Below are 18,399 nucleotides of genomic sequence, written 5' to 3'. Positions count from 1 at the left end.
CAGGGTCGTACGGCCATGAGCCTAGCCGGAGTGGGGGCCCGCGGCCCTGGGGCGGCCCGCGACGGGCTCGCGGACCGGGCGCGGTGCGGCCCCGCGATGAGTTCCCGGCGCGGGCGGGGTCTGATGGAGGAGGGCAGGACGGCCGATCCGCGAGGGAGTTCCCATGAGCGTCACCCCCGAGACCCGCCTCGACCGCCGCTACAGCGATCCGGAAGCCGGTCCGCCGCCCTGGTCGGAGGTGGAGCGGCTGATCTCCGAGGCCGAGCTCTTCTGGATCTCCACGGTCCGTCCCGACGGCCGCCCGCACGTCACCCCGCTCCCCGCGGTCTGGTCGGCCGGCGCGCTGCACTTCTGCACCGGCCCGCAGGAGCGCAAGGCCCGCAACCTGGCGGAGAACCCGCACGTCGTGCTGACCACCGGCACCAACACCTGGAACCGGGGATACGACGTGGTGGTGGAGGGCGAGGCCGTACGGATCGCCGACGAGGCGCGGCTGCGCGAGCTGGCGGCGGCGTGGGAGGCGAAGTACGGCGGCTTCTGGCACTTCGAGGTGCGGGACGGGCACTTCCACCACGGTCCCGGGCACGCCGTGGTGTTCTCGGTGGCGCCGCGGACCGTCTTCGGCTTCGGTAAGGGAGAGCCGTTCAGCCAGACCCGGTGGCGGTTCTCCTGACGCCGTACCCGACGAAGGAGCCGAGTTCCATGGACATGACCCTCGAAGTGATCCCGCTGCCGGTGAGCGACATCGACCGGGCCAGGGACTTCTACCGGGACAAGGTCGGCTTCCACGTCGACATCGACCAGGAGGTCGTGCCCGGCATGCGCATCGTCCAGCTGACCCCGCCCGGCTCCGGCTGCTCGATCGCCCTCGGCGACACCCTGTGGGAGGCCACGCCCGGTGCCACGCCCGCGCCCGGCACCTACCAGGGGCTCCAGCTCTGCGTCGCCGACATCGAGGCGGCCCGCGCGGAACTGGTCCAACGGGGCCTGGACGTCTCCGAACCGGTCCGGTACGCCGAGTCCGACGGCGCCACCTTCATGTACTTCACCGACCCGGACGGCAACGGCTGGGCGATCCAGGAGTACCGCAGACGGGCGGAGGAGCCGCTGCACAAGGTGCTGGGGGGCCGGGCCGGGAGATAGGCCCCCGGCTCCGGCGGTCAGAGATCGTCCGGGAGGATTCGGAAGCAGGAGAAGTGAACTGAACTGGTTCAAGAGCAGCTACAGCGACAGCAGCAACCCGAACGACTGCGTCGAGGTCGCGACCACCCCCGGTACCGTGCCCGTCCGGGACTCCAAGGTCCCGGACGGGCCCCGGCTCACGCTCACGTCCGCCGCGTGGAGCAGCTTCGTGGAGCGCACCGCCGGCTGAGGCCCGGGGGCCGCCCCGAGAGCGGCCCCCGGTACGCGTCAGCTCGCGTAGGTTTCGAACTCGGCGATCCTCGGGGTGCCGTTGGCGCTGGTGATCTCGAAGGTGATCTTCTTCAGGGACGTCGGGGCGAAGCTGATGACGCCCGATCCGCTGCCGGAGGCCAGGACGGCGCCCGTGTCGTGGTTGAGGACACGGTAGGAGCCGATGGTGCCCGAGCCGGAGGCGAGCCGGACGTTGGCCTTGGAGACCGTGGTGGCGGAGCCCCACTTGACCGAGACGGAGCCGGTCGAGCCGGACGGCGACCAGTAGGTGCTCAGGTTGCCGTCACGGACGTTGCCGTAGCTGGTGCCGTCGGCCTTGGAGGATCCGTCGGCGCCCGCGGTGAGGCTGAGGTTGGTGCCGGTGGGCGGGTCGGTCGGGTCCGGGTCGGTGGGGTCCGGGTCCGGGTCCGTCGGACCGGGGTCGGTCGGGCCCGGGTTCTGCGGGGTGCAGCTGCCGTCCGAGACCTTCAGGCCCTTGTTGGCGCCGGCCGTCTGGCTCACCACGCTCGGCACGCAGTTGGCCGCGTCGAGGGTGTAGGCGTACGGAATGCTCACCGAGGTGTTCGACGTCGGGTTCGGTCCGGCCGGGTTGTTGTCGCCGCTCCGGGAGGACCAGGTCACGTTGTCGAAGATGTTGCCGCTGACCTGCCAGTAGCCGGCCTCGCTGGTGTAGAAGGTGCCGAGGACGTCCTTGGAGTCCTCGAAGTAGTTGTTGTCCACCTTGGCGCGGGCGCCGGCCCGGGAGTTGATCCCGGACTCGTTCAGGCTCTTGTAGTGGTTGTTGTAGGCGTGCGCGATGCCGCCGCGCAGCAGGGGCGCACGGGAGTCGATGTTCTGGTACAGGTTGTGGTGGAACGTGACGTAGCCGTTGGAGCGGTCGCTCTCGCTGGAGCCGATGAGCCCGCCGCGGCCGGAGTTGCGCAGGATGCTGTAGGACAGCGTGACGTACTGGGTGTTGTCCTTCATGTCGAACAGGCCGTCGTAGCCCTCGGACTCCCCGCCGGACGCCTCCAGCGTGGTGTGGTCGACCCACACGTTGCGGACGTCGCTCTCCATGCCGATGGCGTCGCCGCCGTTCGACGTGGGCGAGCCGGACTTCTTGACGTTCCGCACCGTCACGTTCTGGATGATGATGTTCCTGGACTCCCGGATGTGGATGCCCAGCTGGTCGAAGACGGCACCGCTGCCGACACCGACGATCGTGACGTTGCTGATCTGCTTGAGCTCGATCACGCCGGCCGCGGTGTTGCAGCTGCTGCCGGACACCTTGGCGGTGTTGCCGTGATTGATGGTGCCCTCGACCTGGATGATGATCGGGGTCGAGCTGCTGGCCCGGCCGCACAGGGCCTGGTGGATCGCGGTACCGGTGGTGGCACGGACCGTCTGGCCGCCCGCGCCGCCGGTGGTCCCGCCGTTCTGGGTGGCGTAGCCGGTGACACCTCCCGTCGCGGCGGATGCCGTGGACGTCGACATGGCCACGCCGGTCGCGGCGGCGAGGGCTCCCGTGGCCAGTAATGCGGAGAGCCGCACGGCGACTGATCGTCTCATCTCGTCTTCGCCTTCCGTTCTCTGAGTCAGGGGGTGAGGGGGCGTGCAGAGCACTGAGCTGCTGCTGAGCCTGCTGCTGTCCTGCCGCTGTCATGGGCATGACAGTAAGACCGATGAGAGGGGGCGGGGTGAGCCGGACCCATCGGCGAGAAAGCGCTTTCTTTCTGCTCCTGTCGCGACAGTAGGGCCACGCCCGAGTGACTGGCAAGGCTCCGTACCGTTACGGAACGAGATCTTCCGTTTCCGTGCCGCGAAGGCGCCCGCACAGCAGCCGGGGCCGGCGGTCGACGACCCCCGGCCCCGGTGTGCGAGCGCGCGTCAGAGAACCGGCAGGTTCTTCCGCAGCTCGAATGCGGTGACCTCGCTGCGGTACTCCTCCCACTCCTGCTTCTTGTTGCGCAGGAAGAAGTCGAAGACGTGCTCGCCGAGGGTTTCGGCGGCCAGGTCGCTGCGCTGCATCAGGGCCAGGGCCTCGCCCAGGTTCTGCGGGAGGGGTTCGATGCCGAGCGCGCGGCGCTCCGCGTCGGAGAGGGCCCAGACGTCGTCCTCGGCGCCCGGCGGGAGCTCGTAGCCCTCCTCGATGCCCTTCAGGCCGGCCGCGAGGAGCAGGGCGTAGGCCAGGTAGGGGTTGGCGCCGGAGTCGAGGGAGCGGACCTCCACGCGGGCCGAGCCGGTCTTGCCGGGCTTGTACATCGGCACCCGGACCAGGGCCGAGCGGTTGTTGTGGCCCCAGCAGATGTACGAGGGGGCCTCGCCGCCGGCGCCCGCGGTGCGCTCCGAGCCGCCCCAGATGCGCTTGTAGGAGTTGACCCACTGGTTGGTGACCGCGGAGATCTCCGCCGCGTGCCGCAGCAGGCCGGCGATGAAGGAGCGGCCGACCTTGGACAGCTGGTACTCGGCACCGGACTCGTAGAACGCGTTGCGGTCGCCCTCGAAGAGGGAGAGGTGGGTGTGCATGCCGGAGCCCGGATACTCGGAGAAGGGCTTGGGCATGAAGGTCGCCTGGACGCCCTGCTCCAGCGCCACCTGCTTCATGACCAGGCGGAACGTCATGATGTTGTCCGCCGTGGAGAGCGCGTCCGCGTAGCGCAGGTCGATCTCCTGCTGGCCGGGGGCGCCCTCGTGGTGGGAGAACTCCACCGAGATGCCCATCGACTCCAGCATGGTGATCGCCTGGCGGCGGAAGTCCATGCCGACGTTCTGCGGGGTGTGGTCGAAGTAGCCGGAGTTGTCCGCGGGGGTCGGGCGGCTGCCGTCCAGCGGCTTGTCCTTCAGCAGGAAGAACTCGATCTCCGGGTGGGTGTAGAAGGTGAAGCCCAGGTCGGAGGTGCGGGCGAGGGCACGCTTGAGGACGTAGCGCGGGTCGGCGAAGGACGGGGAGCCGTCCGGCATCAGGATGTCGCAGAACATCCGGGCCGTGCCGGGGGCCTCGGCGCGCCAGGGGAGGATCTGGAACGTCGACGGGTCCGGCTTGGCGATCATGTCGGACTCGTACACCCGGGCGAATCCCTCGATGGCGGAGCCGTCGAAGCCGATCCCCTCGTCGAACGCCTGCTCCAGCTCGGCGGGGGCGACGGCCACGGACTTGAGGAAGCCCAGCACGTCGGTGAACCACAGGCGCACGAACCGGATGTCGCGCTCCTCCAACGTCCGGAGCACGAACTCCTGCTGCTTGTCCATCTTCCGCTTCCCCATCCTTGCCGGTCAGGCCGCCTGTCCGCGCCCGCGCCACGGGAGGCGGGCGGGCGTCCGAGCGGGCACACGGGCATCCCACCACACCAGCGTTTCATACGCGTTGCCGACCTTGATCGGCCGACCGGCGGCGGGGCGAACGCCTCGCACACGACAGGTGTACCGCTCCGGTGTCCATCTTGCCTGTTCGGGTCCGTGCGCGTCACGGGCGAGGGTGTCGCGGAGCCCGGGCCCCGCGGTCGCGGCGAGATGCCCAGCGGGGGGCGGAACCGGCCGCGCCCTCGCAGTGGACGACGTCCCCCTCCCCTCGAAGGCACGGACCTTCGGGTCGGGTCGGGTTCCGGTTCGGGTCGGGTTCCGGTTCGGGTCGGGTTCCGGTTCGGGTCGGATTCCGGTGCCCTCTACGACTCGCCCACCTTCCCTATTACGATCAGCTGATCCGTTCGTCCCCCGCCTCCCCGAAGGACACTCCATGGGCTCCGCCAAGAAGAGCAGCGCGGCACGCACGGCACGCATAGAGGAGATGCGGCGCGCCGAGAAGGCCCGCGAGCGCCGCAACCGGATCCTCGTCATCGCCGCCAGCGTGGCGGTCGTCGCCGGGCTCGCCGTCGGTGGTGTGGTGCTCGTCCAGTCGCAGTCGGACGACGGCGGCAGCACGGCGAGTGACGCGAAGGGCGCGGGCAAGTTCGTCACCGACAAGGACGGCGTGCGCGCCTGGAAGGGCGAGCTGGGGCGGAACCACGTGACCAAGGCCGTGGACTACCCCGCCACTCCCCCCGTGGGCGGTGACCACAACCCCGTGTGGATGAACTGCGACGGGGACGTCTACCCCGATGAGATCAACAACACCAACGCCGTGCACTCGCTGGAGCACGGTGCCGTGTGGGTGACGTACAACGGCGACGCCGGCAAGGCCGACGTGGACGCGCTGTCGGCGAAGGTGAAGAAGACGCCGTACACGTTCATGAGCCCGGTGGACGGGCAGAAGGAGCCGCTGCTGCTGACCGCCTGGGGGCACCAGCGTGCGGTGACCGGGGCGGACGACCCGGCCGTGGACGCGTTCCTCCAGAAGTTCGTCCAGGGTGAGCAGACCCCCGAGCCCGGGGCCGCGTGCACCAACGGACTGAGCAAGTGAGGCAGTTCCCGCTGATCGTGGGGGCCGCGGTGACGGCGCTCGTCGCGACCGGTGCGATCACCTACGCGGTGGCCGGGGACGAGGGGTCGTCGACCGTCGTACCGGCCGCGGACTCGGCGGACGCCGGGTTCGCCCGGGACATGGCCGTGCACCATCAGCAGGCCGTGGAGATGTCGTACACCGTGCGGGACCGGACGGACGACGAGGAGGTCCGGCGGCTCGCCTACGACATCGCCCAGACGCAGGCCAACCAGCGGGGCATGATGCTCGGCTGGCTCGACCTGTGGGAGCTGCCCAAGGTGTCCGCGGAGCCACCCATGGCCTGGATGGGCATGGGCGACAGCGCCTCCGGCGAGGACGGGGCGCTGATGCCGGGGATGGCGACCGACGCCGAGATGAAGCGGCTGGGGACGCTGAACGGGAAGCAGGCGGAGATCTTCTACCTCCAGCTCATGACGGACCACCACAAGGGTGGGGTCCACATGGCGCAGGGGTGCGTGAGCGCCTGTGAGGTCGGGGTCGAGAAGCGGCTGGCGCGGGGGATGGTGGAGGCGCAGGAGTCGGAGATCGCGCTGATGGCGGAGATGCTGGAGGACCGGGGGGCCGCGGCCCGCCGGCCGTAGCGGGGCTCCGGAGGGCCGAGGGCCGTGGCGATACCGGGACTCCGAGACATCGTGTCGGTTTGACGATTACACTGGGGCGCGTGCCTCAACTACGTCTCGCCCTGAACCAGATCGACTCGCGCGTCGGTGACCTCGCCGGCAACGCCGAAACGATTGTCCGCTGGACCCGGCACTCCGCCGAACAGGGAGCGCACCTCGTGGCGTTCCCCGAGATGGTGCTGACCGGGTACCCCGTCGAGGACCTCGCCCTCCGGTCGACCTTCGTCGAAGCCTCCCGTGCGGCGCTGCGCTCCCTCGCCGCGCGGCTCGCCGAGGAGGGCTTCGGGGAGCTTCCGGTGATCGTCGGCTACCTCGACCGCAGCGCCGCCGCCCAGCCCCGGTACGGGCAGCCGGCCGGTGCGCCGCAGAACGCGGGGGCCGTGCTGTACGGGGGTGAGGTGGCGCTGACCTACGCCAAGCACCACCTGCCGAACTACGGCGTCTTCGACGAGTTCCGGTACTTCGTGCCCGGCGACACCATGCCGGTGGTGCGGGTGCGCGGTGTGGATGTCGCCCTCGCCATCTGTGAGGACCTGTGGCAGGACGGGGGCCGGGTGCCGGCGGCGCGCTCGGCACGGGCCGGACTGCTGCTGTCCATCAACGCCTCGCCGTACGAGCGGGACAAGGACGACACCCGGCTGGAACTGGTGCGCAAGCGGGCGCAGGAAGCCGGGTGCACGACCGCGTACCTGGCGATGACGGGCGGGCAGGACGAGCTCGTCTTCGACGGGGACTCCATCGTGGTGGACGGTGCAGGCGAGGTCGTGGCGCGTGCGCCGCAGTTCGCCGAGGCGTGTGTCGTGGTCGACCTGGAGCTGCCGGCGGGCGTCGCCGACGCACCGGTGGGAGTGGTCGACGACGGGCTGCGCATCGACCGGCTCGTGCTGTCCGAGGAGCCGGTGCCGGCGTACGCGGCGGAGCCCGCCGGGGGGTACGCCGAGCGGCTCGACGACGACGAGGAGGTGTACTCCGCGCTGGTCGTGGGGCTGCGCGCGTACGTCACGAAGAACGGGTTCCGGTCCGTGCTGATCGGGCTGTCCGGGGGGATCGACTCGGCGCTGGTCGCCGCGATCGCCTGTGACGCGGTGGGCGCGGAGAACGTGTACGGCGTGTCCATGCCGTCGAAGTACTCCTCGGAGCACTCGAAGGGCGACGCGGCGGAGCTGGCGCGGCGGACGGGGCTGAACTTCCGGACCGTCGCGATCGAGCCGATGTTCGACGCGTACATGGGGTCGCTGGGGTTGACGGGGCTCGCGGAGGAGAACCTGCAGTCGCGGCTGCGGGGGACGCTGCTGATGGCGATCTCCAACCAGGAGGGGCACATCGTGCTGGCCCCCGGGAACAAGTCGGAGCTGGCGGTCGGGTACTCGACGCTGTACGGGGACTCGGTCGGGGCGTACGGGCCGATCAAGGACGTGTACAAGACGTCGGTGTTCCAGCTGGCGGAGTGGCGCAACCGGGCGGCTGCGGAGCGGGGGCAGACGCCGCCGATCCCGGAGAACTCGATCTCCAAGCCGCCGAGCGCGGAGCTGCGGCCGGGACAGGTGGACACGGACTCGCTGCCGGACTATCCGGTGCTGGACGCGATCCTGGCGCTGTACGTGGACCGGGACCGGGGGGCCGACGAGATCGTCGCGGCCGGGTTCGACGCGGAGCTGGTGGCGAAGACGTTGCGGATGGTGGACCGGGCGGAGTACAAGCGGCGGCAGTACCCGCCGGGCACGAAGATCTCCCCGAAGGGGTTCGGCAAGGACCGCCGTCTGCCGATCACCAACGGGTGGCGCGAGGGGGCGCGGACGGGCGGCTGACGGTGGTCGGTCGTATGCCTGCGGCGCAGCTTTCCATGCGGTGGGAGCTCGGGTAGCGCCTGCGGTGGGTGGGTGGTGCGGCGCCGGGCGCGGGAACGCCCCCGCCGGCGCCGGCGGGCACCGGGGCTGTGGAGCGCCCCGTGCCCCCACCGTCGGGGGCCGTTCAGTCGGACGGTGTCGTGAGTCTGACGCGGGCCGCGACCGGGAGGTGGTCGCTGGCGGTGGCCGGGAGGGTCCAGGAGCTTTCCGGTTCGGCGCCCCTGACCAGGATCTGGTCGATCCGCGCCATCGGGAACGACGCCGGCCAGCTGAAGCCGAAACCGCTGCCCACGGCGCCCTGGGTGGAGCGCATCTGGGAGGTGACGGCGTTCAGGGCGCGGTCGTTCATCGTGCCGTTCAGGTCGCCGAGCAGGACGACGTTCGGCAGGGGTTCACCGGCGATGGCCTCGCCCAGCGCGTCGGCGCTCTTGTCGCGCTGCCGGGCCGTGAAGCCGGCCTCCATCTTCACCCGGACCGAGGGCAGGTGGGCGACGTAGACCGCGACCTGACCGGCGGGTGAGGAGACCGTGGCACGCATCGCGCGCTTCCAGCCGAGGCGGATGTCGACCGCCTTCACGTCGGTCATCGGGTACTTGCTCCACAGGCCGACCGTGCCCACCACCGCGTGGTGCTTGTACGTCGGTGCCAGCGCCGACTCGTAGGCGGGGACCTTCGACGCCTTCAGCTCCTCCAGCGCCAGCACGTCCGCGCCCGCCGCGGCCACGTCGCGGGCCGTGCGCGCCGGGTCCGGGTTGTCGGCGTTGACGTTGTGCGTGACCACGGTCAGGTCGCCGCCGGGCACGTTCTTGTCGCTGAGCAGGCCGCCGAACAGGTTCAGCCAGACGACCGCCGGGAGGACCGTCGCGATCAGCGCCGTCGCCGACTTGCGGACCAGGGCGAGGACGAGCAGCACCGGGATGAACAGGCCCAGCCAGGGCAGGAACGTCTCGACCAGGCTGCCGAGGTTGCCGATCCGGTTCGGGATGCGGGAGTGGGCCAGCATGACCAGGGCCAGCAGGCCCGCGCAGGCCGCCAGGACCAGGCCCCGGCGCCAGATGCGGCGGTCGCCGCGCCACCCTCTGCCCAGGCGGTCCATCAGGCGCCGGAACGGGGAGTCCGGGCGCTCGGGCCCCGAGCCGCCGTCCGTCTCCGTCGCGTACGCCTGCTGCGCCATACCGTCGCCTCACAACCTGCCGTGCACACCGTCACCCCGTGTCGGTTAGACCCTAGGGGATGATCGGCTCCGATCTCGCCGCCGCTCGGCGGCCGTACTCCGGCGAGGACGTACGGGGACGCTCGGGTAGTTCCGGGCGCGGGTGGTGAAAGCGCCGTCTGTGACGAAACGCGCACGGGGACTAGCCGCTGACGGGGCGTAGGCCCTGGAGGAGGGTGTCCACGACACGTTCGGCGAGGTCGTCCGGGAGGTCGGCGTCGGGGCGCAGGACGGTGCGGACGAGGACGGGGCCGACGACGATGTCGTTGAGCAGTTCCACGTCGACGTCGGCGCGCAGTTCGCCGTTCTCCCGGCCCCGGCGCAGCACCTCCAGGCCTAGCCTGCGCCGGGGCCCGATGACGGTGTCGTGGTAGGCCGCCCAGAGGCCGGGGCTGCTCTTCATCTGGGCGTGCACGTGGTGCAGGATCGCCGAGGTCCTGCCCGCAAGGCCGCGCAGCCGCAGGGACTCCAGCAGGACGACCAGGTCGTCGCGCACGGAGGTGCCGGGGAGTTCGGGGTCCGGGGGCTCGGCGGCGCGCATGACGTCGACGAAGAGTTCCTCCTTGCCGCTCCAGCGGCGGTAGATGGTGGCCTTGCCGACGCCGGCGGTGCGGGCGACGCGTTCGATGGAGAGCTCCGCGAGGGGCACGCCGTCCTCCAGGAGCGTCATCACCGACTCGATGATGGCGTGTTCGACCGCCTCGCTGCGGGGGCGGCCCCGCGCGGGGCCCTCCTGGCGGGGGGCGGTGCCGGACGGGCTCACGTCGTCGGATCCTTTCGGTGGGCTGCGGTGATTCTCTCCTCTCAGTCCGCCGCCGCGACCAACTCCTTGCCCCGGTCGCCCTCTTCGGGCTTCGGCGGGCGGCCGGGCAGATACACGGCGGCGACGATCGCGCCCAGTACCGCGATGCCCGCCCCCCACAGCGCCGTGACGTGCATGGCGTGCAGGAACGCCTCGTCGGCGGCGACGGTCAGGGCCTCGCCCCGGGCGCCCAGGCGGTCCGCGACGGCCAGGGTGGCCTCGATGGACTCGCCCGCGGCGTGCCGGGCGGCGGGCGGCAGCAGGCCGAGTTCGTCCTCGATGCCGCCGCGGTAGGCGGCGGACAGCACCGAGCCGAGTACGGCGATGCCGAGGGCGCTGCCGACCTGCCGGAAGGTGTTGCTGAGCGCGGACGCGGAGCCCGCCTTCTGCCGCGGCAGCGCCTGCATGACGAGGACGCTGACCGGCGTCATGACGTGCGCCATGCCGGTGCCCATGAGGAGGAAGACGACCTCCAGGACCCAGATCGGGGTGTCCGTGTCCAGGACGGTGAACGCGGCCAGTGTCGCCGCGACCACGAGCAGGCCGGCGGTCGTGGTGGCCCGGTTGCCGAAGCGGTCCACCGCGAGGCGGGCCCTGGGCGCGGAGACGAGTTGCGCGACGGCCAGCGGCACCAGCAGCAGGCCCGTCTCCAGCGGCGAGTAGCCGCGGACGCTCTGGACGTAGAACACCGCGAAGAACGTCACCCCCATCAGGGCGAAGAACACCAGGGTGATCGCGACGATCGACGCGGTGAACACCTTGTCGCGGAAGTAGGTGACGTCGATGGACGGGTGGTCGCTGCGCTTCTCGTGCACCACGAAGGCGACGAGTACGGCGAGACCGGCGCCGGTGGTGGCGAGCACGGTGGCGTCGGAGAAGTCGGCGAGCCGGCCGCCCTGGATGATGCCGTAGACGAGCAGCACCAGGCCGGTGACGGACAGTACGACGCCGACGGGGTCGATCCGGCCTGGGTTCGGGTCGCGGGAGTCGGGGACCAGCCACAGCATCAGGGCGGCGGCGAGGACGACGATGGGCACGTTGACCAGGAAGACCGAGCCCCACCAGAAGTGGTCCAGGAGCAGTCCGCCGGTGATCGGGCCGATCGCGATGGCCAGGCCCACGCCGCCGGTCCAGATGCCGATGGCCTTCGGCTGCTCGTCGCGTTCGAAGACGTTCATCAGGACGGCCAGGGTGGCCGGCATGACGAACGCCGCGCCCAGCCCCATCACGGCGCGGAACCCGATGAGCTCGGCCGGGGAACCGGAGAACGCGGCGAGCGCGGAACCGATGCCGAACACCGCCAGGCCGCCGATCAGCACCTTCTTGCGGCCGAGCCGGTCCCCCAGCAGTCCCGCGGTGAAGAGCAGGCCGGCGAAGACGAGCGTGTAGGAGTTGATCGCCCACTCCAGCTCGCTCTGCGTGGCGCCCAGGCCGCCCGGGGCCGGGGTGGAGATCGTCTTGATGGCGACGTTCAGGATGGAGTTGTCCAGGACGACGATCAGCAGGCTCAGCATCAGCACGCCGAGGATCGCCCAGCGGCGCCGGTGCACGGCTTCCGGGACCTGGCGGGCAGGGGTGGTGGCGGCAGGTGAGGTCATGTGGCGCAGCGTAACGATTTTCGATACGGCGCCGTCTCGTAAGGCGCGCGTGGTGCCCCGTTCTCACCGGATATTGCACCCGGATGCCGGGCCCGGGTGCTGCCTCTGGCCCTCGCCCGGTCGAAGTGCCACCATGGACGTGGTCCGGGGACGCCGTCAGGGCGCCTCGAGATGACGTGTTGGGAGACGGTTCCATGACGCAGCTTTCGGCTGCCCCGACCGGGACGGCACCCGGTTCCCCCTCCGGCGGCAAGACGCTGTACGGAGGCAAGGGCTCGCGCCGCATCACTGTCCGTGACATCGCTCTCGCCAAGGAGCGCGGCGAGAAGTGGCCCATGCTCACCGCGTACGACGCGATGACCGCGTCCGTGTTCGACGAGGCCGGCATCCCGGTCATGCTCGTCGGCGACTCCGCGGGCAACTGCCACCTCGGGTACGACACCACCGTGCCCGTCACCCTGGACGAGATGACCATGCTGTCCGCCGCGGTCGTACGGGGCACCTCCCGCGCCCTGATCGTGGCCGACCTGCCGTTCGGCTCCTACCAGGAGGGTCCGGTGCAGGCGCTGCGCTCGGCGACCCGGCTGGTCAAGGAGGCGGGCGTGGGCGCCGTGAAGCTGGAGGGCGGCGAGCGCTCGCACCGGCAGATCGAGCTGCTGGTGGAGTCCGGCATCCCGGTGATGGCCCACATCGGGCTGACCCCCCAGTCGGTGAACGCGATGGGGTACCGGGTGCAGGGGCGCGGCGAGGAGGCGGCACAGCAGCTGCTGCGGGACGCCAAGGCCGTGCAGGACGCGGGCGCGTTCGCGGTGGTGCTGGAGCTGGTCCCGGCGGAGCTGGCGGCCGAGGTGACCCGGGTGCTGCAGATCCCCACCGTCGGGATCGGGGCCGGGCCGCAGACGGACGCGCAGGTGCTGGTGTGGACCGACATGCTGGGCCTCACCGGCGGGCGGGTGCCGAAGTTCGTCAAGCAGTACGCCGACCTGCGTGAGGTCATGAGCGGGGCGGCCAAGGCGTTCGCCGAGGACGTCGTGGGCGGCACGTTCCCCGAGGAAGCGCACTCCGTGCACTGAGCGGCTTCGCCGCCGCTGACCCGTTCGGGTCACCGAGCCACTGCCGCACCACCTGTCGGCCCCGCTGATCTTCCCCCGTCGGCGGGGCCGACCCCTTCGCGCCTCCGGGAGCTGTCGGTGCCGCCGGCCGGCCTGTCGGCGGGATGTCGGGGGTTTGTCGGCGGGCGTTGGGACAGTCGTCGGCATGACGCGAAACGACAAGGAATCGGGGAGCGCCGTTTCCGTACGGGGGCTGGTCAAGCACTACGGGGAGACCAAGGCGCTGGACGGGGTCGACCTGGAGGTGCGCGAGGGCACCGTCATGGGGGTGCTCGGGCCGAACGGGGCCGGGAAGACCACGCTGGTGCGGATCCTGTCCACGCTGCTCACGCCGACGGCCGGGCACGCCACCGTCGCCGGGTACGACGTGGTCCGCCGGCCCCGGCAGCTGCGCCGGGTGATCGGGCTGACCGGGCAGTACGCCTCCGTGGACGAGAAGCTCCCCGGCTGGGAGAACCTGTACCTGATCGGGCGGCTGCTCGACCTGCCCCGCAAGGAGGCACGGGCCCGTGCCGACGAGCTGCTGGAGCGGTTCTCGCTCACCGAGGCGGCACGGCGGCCGGCGGCCACCTACTCCGGCGGGATGCGGCGGCGCCTCGACCTGGCCGCCTCGATGATCGGCCGGCCCGCCGTGCTGTTCCTGGACGAGCCGACCACCGGCCTCGACCCCCGTACCCGCAACGAGGTGTGGGACGAGGTCAAGCGGCTGGTCGGGGACGGGGTGACGGTACTGCTGACCACCCAGTACATGGAGGAGGCCGAGCAGCTCGCCTCCGAGCTGACCGTGGTGGACCGGGGCAAGGTCATCGCGAGCGGCGGCATCGAGCAGCTGAAGGCCAGGGTCGGCGGCCGCACGCTGCGCATCCGCCCGGCCGACCCGCTGCGGCTGCGCCCGCTGGCCGAGGCGCTCGACGCCCTCGGCATCACCGGGCTCGCCACCACCACCGTGGACACCGAGCGGGGTGCCGTGCTGGTACCGGTGCTGAGCGACGAGCAGCTCACCGCCGTGATCGGCGCGGTCACCGCGCACGGGATCACGCTCAGCTCCCTCACCACCGAACTGCCCAGCCTGGACGAGGTGTTCCTGTCCCTCACCGGCCACCGTGCCAGTGCCCCGCAGGACGCCGTGCCCGCCGAGACCCCCGAGGAGGTCGTCGCCGTATGAGCGCCACCACCACCACCGCCACGGCCGGCGCCGCCGTCACCGGTCTCCGCGCCGACGGGCGCATCCCGCTGCGCGCCCATGTGCGGCACACCAGCGCACTGGTGCGCCGCAACCTGCTGTGGATCCGGCAGGACCCGGAGTCGATGTTCGACGCCGTGCTGTTCCCGATCGTCTTCACCCTGCTGTTCGTGTACGTCTTCGGCGGCTCCATCGGGCAGTCGCTGGGCGGCGGGCAGGACGCCTACGTGCAGTACATCGTGCCCGGCCTGATGGCCATGATGGGCATGAACATGGCCCAGGGGGTGGGGACGGGGTTCAACCAGGACTTCAACACCGGGGTCATGGACCGCTTCCGGTCGCTGCCGATCGGACGCGGCTCGGTGCTGTTCGCGAAGATCTCGGTCGAGATGATGCGGATGCTGATCGCCACGGCGATCCTCATGGTCGTCGGGGTGCTGGTCGGGTTCGACATCACCGACTGGCCGGGGCTGTTCGCCGCCGTGGGACTGTCCGCGGTGTTCGGGTCGGCGCTGATGTGGGTCTTCCTCACCCTGGGTGTGGTGATGAAGAACGCCCAGTCGGTGCAGGCCATGGGCTTCCTGGTGCTGATGCCGCTGCAGTTCGGCTCGTCCATCTTCGCGCCGCCGCAGTCGATGCCGGGCTGGCTGCGGAGCTTCACCGAGTACAACCCGCTGTCCTCCCTGGCCGACGCCGCCCGCGGACTGATGGTGGGCGGCCCGGTCGCGCAGGACCTGTGGATGACGCTGGCCTGGTCGGTGGGGATCACCGCGGTGATGGCGCCGGTCGCCATCCACAAGTTCCGTACGAAGACCTGATCACGCGGGTTCGAGCAGGGCGACGGCCTCCTCCTCGGAGAGGCCGGCGCCCTCCGCGTACGCGGTCTCGTACGCCGTGTCGCCGAGGACCGCCCGGGCGCGCGCCTCCGCGCGTTCGCGCACCTCGCGTTCCACCAGCCCGGCGCGGTGCCCGGGCGGCAGCCAGGAGTCGGCGGCGCCGACGCAGCGGGCCGCGTCCCGGGCGTGCCGCCCGGCGTCGAGTCCGGCGAGGGCGACCGCGCCCAGGGTGAGGTACGCGGCACGCATGTGCGGCGCCATGGCGGCGGCCAGGGGGTCGCCCGCCTGCCGGACCGCCGCCCGGACGACCACCAGGGCCTGCTCGTCGTTGCCCTCGGCCACCTCCAGCCAGCCCTCGGCACCGAGGATGAAGGCGTCGAAGACGACGTAGTGCGCGATGACGAACTCCTCGCGCAGGGCGCGCAGATGCTCGCGCGCCTCCGCCGTGCGCCCGGTCGAGCAGAGCCAGCCGGTCAGGAACAGCCGGGCGGCGGGCAGGGCCTCGGTGTGCCGGCCCCGCGAGTCCTCGATGACCCCGCGCAGCAGCCGCTCACCGCGCTCCGGGTCACCCGCCTCCAGCAGCGCGCTGCCCAGGCGGGCGGTGAGCACGGCCCCGTGGGCGCGGGCGCCTAGGCGGCCCGCGCACTCGATCGCCGCCTCGAAGTCCGCGGCGGCCTCCTGGTACGCGCCGGCCCGCTCGCGGGCCTCGCCGCGCGCGGTCAGGGCCTCGGCGATGCCCCAGGTGTCGCCGAGCCCGCGGTGGATCTCCAGGGCCTCGTCGGCGTCGCGGCGGGCGTCACCGGCCCAGTCGCTGCGGTTGGCGAGGAAGTTGGCGCGCAGTTGGAGGTTGCAGGCCAGCTCCCACTCGAACCCGGGGTTCGCCCGGCAGGTGCGGATCGCCTCGTCGACCACGTGGCGCAGCCGGTCCATGTCGCCGGTGAGCATCACGGCGAACACCCACAGCAGGCCCGGCGGCCGGCAGACCTGCGGCATGCCCGGTTCGTAGGTCGCGCCGACGAGACGGAGCTTGTGCTGCGCCTGCGGGGTCTGCCAGTCGTCCAGTTCCGTGTCCATGTGCGCCAGATGGGCGAGGTGCACCCCGCGCCGGGCCTCGGCGAGGACCTCTCCGGTCATGGGAGGCGGGGCGTCGGTGCAGCGCTGCCACAGCGGGGCGGCGGGCCGGACCGGTTCGGCGAACGGGTCGGGGGCCAGGGCCATCACCTCCGAGCACCAGTTGCGGGCCTCGATGCGCAGATCGCGCATCTGCCAGTACCAGGTGAGCGACAGCGTGATGCACAGGGCCTCCTGCTCGTCGCGCAGGGCGACGGCGTGGCGCAGGGCCGTGCGCACGTTCTCGTACTCGCGTTCCAGCAGCGCGATGGCGGCCGGCTGGCGCGGGCCGCGCAGCATCGGCTCGGTGGTGCGGGCGAGTTCGCGGTAGTAGGTCAGGTGGGCCCGCTCCGCCCGCGGGCGGCGGCCGGACTCGTCCAGGCGTTCCCCGGCGTACTCGGCGACGGTCTCCAGGAGGCGGTAGCGCATCTCGCCGCCGCCGGAGACGGCGGCCACCACGAGGGACTTGTCGACGAGGGAGCCGAGTGCCCCGAGTGCGGCCGGTCCGCAGACGGCCTCGGCGGCGACGAGGTCGCAGCCGCCCGCGAAGACCGACAGACGGCACAGGACGTCGCGTTCGTCCTCGTCGAGCAGGTCCCAGGACCAGTCGACGACGGCCCGCAGGGTCTGCTGCCGGGGCAGGGCGGTGCGGCTGCCGGAGGTGAGCAGCCGGAAGCGGTCGTCGAGGCGGTCGGCGATCTGGCGGGGGGTGAGCATCCGCAGCCTGGCGGCGGCCAGTTCGATGGCGAGCGGCAGTCCGTCGAGACGGCGGCAGATCTCGGCGCACGCCTCCGGATCGTCCCGCGTGGAGAAGCCCGGGCGGGCGACGGCCCCCCGGTCGGCGAGCAGCCGCAGCGCGAACGGTTCCGGCAGCGGCTCCACCGGACGCAGCAACTCCCCGCGCACGCCCAGGGGTTCACGGCTGGTGGCGAGCACGGTGAGGCCGGGGCAGCGTTCCAGCAGCGTCTCGACGAGGTGGGCGGCGGCGTCGACGACGTGTTCGCAGTTGTCCAGGATCAGCAGCATGCGGCGGGGGCCGCAGTGCTCGGCGAGCCGTTCCACGGGGTCGGCGTGCCGGTCGGTGACGGCCCGCATGCTCTCGGCGCCGGCACCGTACAGGACGGTCTCGCGGGCGCCGACGGCGGTGAGCACCGCCTCGGGTACGGCGTCGGGGTCGTCGACCGGGGCGAGTTCGGCCAGCCACACGCCGTCCGGGGTGACCTGCCGCACCGTCTCCGCGGCCTCCTGGGAGAGCCGGGTCTTGCCCGCCCCACCGGGCCCGAGGAGGGTGACGAGCCGGGCGGCGGCGAGGTCGGCGCGAATGGTCTCGATGTCGCGCTCCCGGCCGACGAACGAGGTCAGCCGGGCCCGCAGATTGCCGGGCGGCACGTCCCGCGGCGCGCCGGGAGCGGCCGGCTCCGGCCCCGGTCGCAGCAACTCCGCGTGCAGCGCGCGCAGTTCGGTCCCGGGATCGGAACCGAGGCGGTCGGCGAGCAGGCGTCGTACGGCCTCGTAGGCGGCCAGCGCCTCGGCGGTGCGGCCGGTGTCGCGCAGGGCGCGCAGCCGCAGCGCCTGGAGGGGTTCGTCGAGGGGGCGGCGGTCGCACAGCGCGGTCAGCTCGGGCAGGGACTGCTCGGCGTCACCCAGGGCGAGGGCGGCGGTGTGCCGGGCGCGCAGCGCGTCCAGGTGCCGGGTTTCGGCGCGGGCCGCCTCGGCGGTGCGGTCGGGCAGTCCGGACAGGGCGGCGCCGGCGGGCCACAGGGCGAGGGCGTCGTCCAGGACGGCGGCGGCCTTCGCGGGGTCGCCGTCGGCCAGGGCGCGCAGTCCCTCGCCGGCCAGTCGCTCGAAGCGGTGCAGGTCGACGTCGTCGGGCGCGGCGGTCAGCCGGTAGCCGCCGTCGGCGGACGCGACCGCGTCCGCGCCGAGCGCCCGGCGCAGCCGGCCGACCAGGGCCTGCAGCGCACCGGTGGCGTCGGCCGGCGGATCGCCGTCCCACACCTCGTCGACCAGGAGCCCCACGGGGACCGTGCGCCCGGTCCGCAGGGCGAGCACGGTCAGCAGCGCGCGCAGCCGCGCCCCGCCGACGGGGACGACGGTGCCGTCGGGACGGAGTGCCTGGGTGGTGCCGAGGATGCGATAGCGCACGGGGTCATTCTCTCCGGTACCGGCCGCGGCGGTCACAGGGGTCGGCCGGGGTGGCGGGGCGTTTCCGGTCGCGGGGCGGCGGGGCGTTTCCGGTCGCGGGGCG

15 protein-coding genes are annotated in these 18,399 nt (G+C 72.0%); 9 read left to right on the top strand and 6 right to left on the bottom strand.

Features of this window, described 5'->3' with window-relative positions; all coding sequences use genetic code 11:
* Positions 1-163: 163 nt before the first annotated feature.
* From IE172_RS03555 to IE172_RS03545, 3 genes are read left to right on the top strand one after another with little or no spacing between them, the layout of a single operon-like run.
* Positions 164-673: a pyridoxamine 5'-phosphate oxidase family protein gene (locus tag IE172_RS03555; RefSeq protein WP_190095554.1), complete on the top strand. Its 510-nt coding sequence runs from the start codon at positions 164-166 to the stop codon at positions 671-673.
* 29 nt (positions 674-702) lie between these two features.
* Positions 703-1,143 (top strand): VOC family protein, encoded by a 441-nt coding sequence (locus tag IE172_RS03550; protein ID WP_190095553.1) that lies wholly within the window; start codon positions 703-705, stop codon positions 1,141-1,143.
* A gap of 58 nt (positions 1,144-1,201) precedes the next feature.
* Positions 1,202-1,372 carry a DUF397 domain-containing protein gene (locus tag IE172_RS03545; protein WP_190095998.1) on the top strand — a complete coding sequence of 57 codons (171 nt, stop codon included), beginning with the start codon at positions 1,202-1,204 and terminating at the stop codon, positions 1,370-1,372.
* 38 nt (positions 1,373-1,410) lie between these two features.
* Here IE172_RS03545 and IE172_RS03540 read toward each other — a convergent pair whose 3' ends face one another.
* Both IE172_RS03540 and glnA2 read right to left on the bottom strand, forming a co-directional pair.
* Positions 1,411-2,961 carry a pectate lyase family protein gene (locus IE172_RS03540; RefSeq protein ID WP_190095552.1) on the bottom strand — a complete coding sequence of 517 codons (1,551 nt, stop codon included), beginning with the start codon at positions 2,959-2,961 and terminating at the stop codon, positions 1,411-1,413.
* A 318-nt stretch (positions 2,962-3,279) separates the two neighbouring features.
* The gene (gene glnA2, locus IE172_RS03535; RefSeq protein ID WP_190095551.1) at positions 3,280-4,641 is read right to left on the bottom strand and encodes a gamma-glutamylpolyamine synthetase GlnA2; all 1,362 of its coding nucleotides are present in this window, start codon (positions 4,639-4,641) and stop codon (positions 3,280-3,282) included.
* Positions 4,642-5,125: 484 nt separating this feature from the next.
* Here glnA2 and IE172_RS03530 point away from each other — a divergent pair, with 484 nt between their 5' ends.
* The 3 genes from IE172_RS03530 to IE172_RS03520 all read left to right on the top strand — a co-directional run bounded on the left by IE172_RS03530 (position 5,126) and on the right by IE172_RS03520 (position 8,258).
* Positions 5,126-5,788 carry a thioredoxin-like domain-containing protein gene (locus tag IE172_RS03530; RefSeq protein ID WP_190095550.1) on the top strand — a complete coding sequence of 221 codons (663 nt, stop codon included), beginning with the start codon at positions 5,126-5,128 and terminating at the stop codon, positions 5,786-5,788.
* Positions 5,785-6,411, top strand: coding sequence for a DUF305 domain-containing protein (locus IE172_RS03525; protein WP_190095549.1), 627 nt, complete (start codon positions 5,785-5,787; stop codon positions 6,409-6,411). Before IE172_RS03530 ends, IE172_RS03525 begins: the two co-directional genes overlap by 4 nt.
* Positions 6,412-6,491: 80 nt before the next feature.
* Positions 6,492-8,258 (top strand): NAD+ synthase, encoded by a 1,767-nt coding sequence (locus tag IE172_RS03520; RefSeq protein ID WP_190095548.1) that lies wholly within the window; start codon positions 6,492-6,494, stop codon positions 8,256-8,258.
* 163 nt (positions 8,259-8,421) lie between these two features.
* On the opposite strand, the gene IE172_RS03515 is transcribed toward IE172_RS03520, so the two are convergent.
* From IE172_RS03515 to IE172_RS03505, 3 genes are all read right to left on the bottom strand, one after another.
* A complete protein-coding gene (locus tag IE172_RS03515) occupies positions 8,422-9,393 on the bottom strand; it encodes an endonuclease/exonuclease/phosphatase family protein (RefSeq protein WP_403377250.1) in 972 nt (323 codons plus the stop codon).
* Between the two features lie 259 nt (positions 9,394-9,652).
* The gene (locus tag IE172_RS03510; RefSeq protein WP_190095546.1) at positions 9,653-10,273 is read right to left on the bottom strand and encodes a TetR/AcrR family transcriptional regulator; all 621 of its coding nucleotides are present in this window, start codon (positions 10,271-10,273) and stop codon (positions 9,653-9,655) included.
* Positions 10,274-10,314: 41 nt separating this feature from the next.
* Positions 10,315-11,910, bottom strand: coding sequence for an MFS transporter (locus IE172_RS03505; protein ID WP_190095545.1), 1,596 nt, complete (start codon positions 11,908-11,910; stop codon positions 10,315-10,317).
* 194 nt (positions 11,911-12,104) lie between these two features.
* Here IE172_RS03505 and panB point away from each other — a divergent pair, with 194 nt between their 5' ends.
* The 3 genes from panB to IE172_RS03490 all read left to right on the top strand — a co-directional run bounded on the left by panB (position 12,105) and on the right by IE172_RS03490 (position 15,023).
* The gene (gene panB, locus IE172_RS03500; protein WP_190095544.1) at positions 12,105-12,983 is read left to right on the top strand and encodes a 3-methyl-2-oxobutanoate hydroxymethyltransferase; all 879 of its coding nucleotides are present in this window, start codon (positions 12,105-12,107) and stop codon (positions 12,981-12,983) included.
* 184 nt (positions 12,984-13,167) lie between these two features.
* Positions 13,168-14,187, top strand: coding sequence for an ATP-binding cassette domain-containing protein (locus IE172_RS03495; RefSeq protein WP_190095543.1), 1,020 nt, complete (start codon positions 13,168-13,170; stop codon positions 14,185-14,187).
* Positions 14,184-15,023 carry an ABC transporter permease gene (locus IE172_RS03490; protein ID WP_190095542.1) on the top strand — a complete coding sequence of 280 codons (840 nt, stop codon included), beginning with the start codon at positions 14,184-14,186 and terminating at the stop codon, positions 15,021-15,023. Before IE172_RS03495 ends, IE172_RS03490 begins: the two co-directional genes overlap by 4 nt.
* Here the strand turns inward: IE172_RS03490 and IE172_RS03485 are convergent, their stop codons facing one another.
* Positions 15,024-18,296: an AfsR/SARP family transcriptional regulator gene (locus IE172_RS03485; RefSeq protein WP_229885760.1), complete on the bottom strand. Its 3,273-nt coding sequence runs from the start codon at positions 18,294-18,296 to the stop codon at positions 15,024-15,026. It lies immediately after the preceding gene.
* Positions 18,297-18,399: the final 103 nt, after the last annotated feature.

Source organism: Streptomyces griseoflavus (genome assembly GCF_014649995.1).
GTDB classification, from domain to species: Bacteria; Actinomycetota; Actinomycetes; order Streptomycetales; family Streptomycetaceae; genus Streptomyces; species Streptomyces griseoflavus.
The sequence above is the reverse complement of the archived record's forward strand: the minus strand, read 5'-3'. Positions and strand labels throughout refer to the sequence as shown.

Excerpts from the sequence above, each read along its gene's own strand:
- IE172_RS03555 (WP_190095554.1), top strand. The coding sequence starts at position 164 with ATGAGCGTCACCCCCGAGACCCGCCTCGACCGCCGCTACAGCGATCCG.
- IE172_RS03550 (WP_190095553.1), top strand. The coding sequence starts at position 703 with ATGGACATGACCCTCGAAGTGATCCCGCTGCCGGTGAGCGACATCGAC.
- IE172_RS03540 (WP_190095552.1), bottom strand. The coding sequence starts at position 2,961 with ATGAGACGATCAGTCGCCGTGCGGCTCTCCGCATTACTGGCCACGGGA.
- glnA2 (WP_190095551.1), bottom strand. The coding sequence starts at position 4,641 with ATGGACAAGCAGCAGGAGTTCGTGCTCCGGACGTTGGAGGAGCGCGAC.
- IE172_RS03530 (WP_190095550.1), top strand. The coding sequence starts at position 5,126 with ATGGGCTCCGCCAAGAAGAGCAGCGCGGCACGCACGGCACGCATAGAG.
- IE172_RS03515 (WP_403377250.1), bottom strand. The coding sequence starts at position 9,393 with ATGGACCGCCTGGGCAGAGGGTGGCGCGGCGACCGCCGCATCTGGCGC.
- IE172_RS03505 (WP_190095545.1), bottom strand. The coding sequence starts at position 11,910 with ATGACCTCACCTGCCGCCACCACCCCTGCCCGCCAGGTCCCGGAAGCC.
- panB (WP_190095544.1), top strand. The coding sequence starts at position 12,105 with ATGACGCAGCTTTCGGCTGCCCCGACCGGGACGGCACCCGGTTCCCCC.
- IE172_RS03495 (WP_190095543.1), top strand. The coding sequence starts at position 13,168 with ATGACGCGAAACGACAAGGAATCGGGGAGCGCCGTTTCCGTACGGGGG.
- IE172_RS03490 (WP_190095542.1), top strand. The coding sequence starts at position 14,184 with ATGAGCGCCACCACCACCACCGCCACGGCCGGCGCCGCCGTCACCGGT.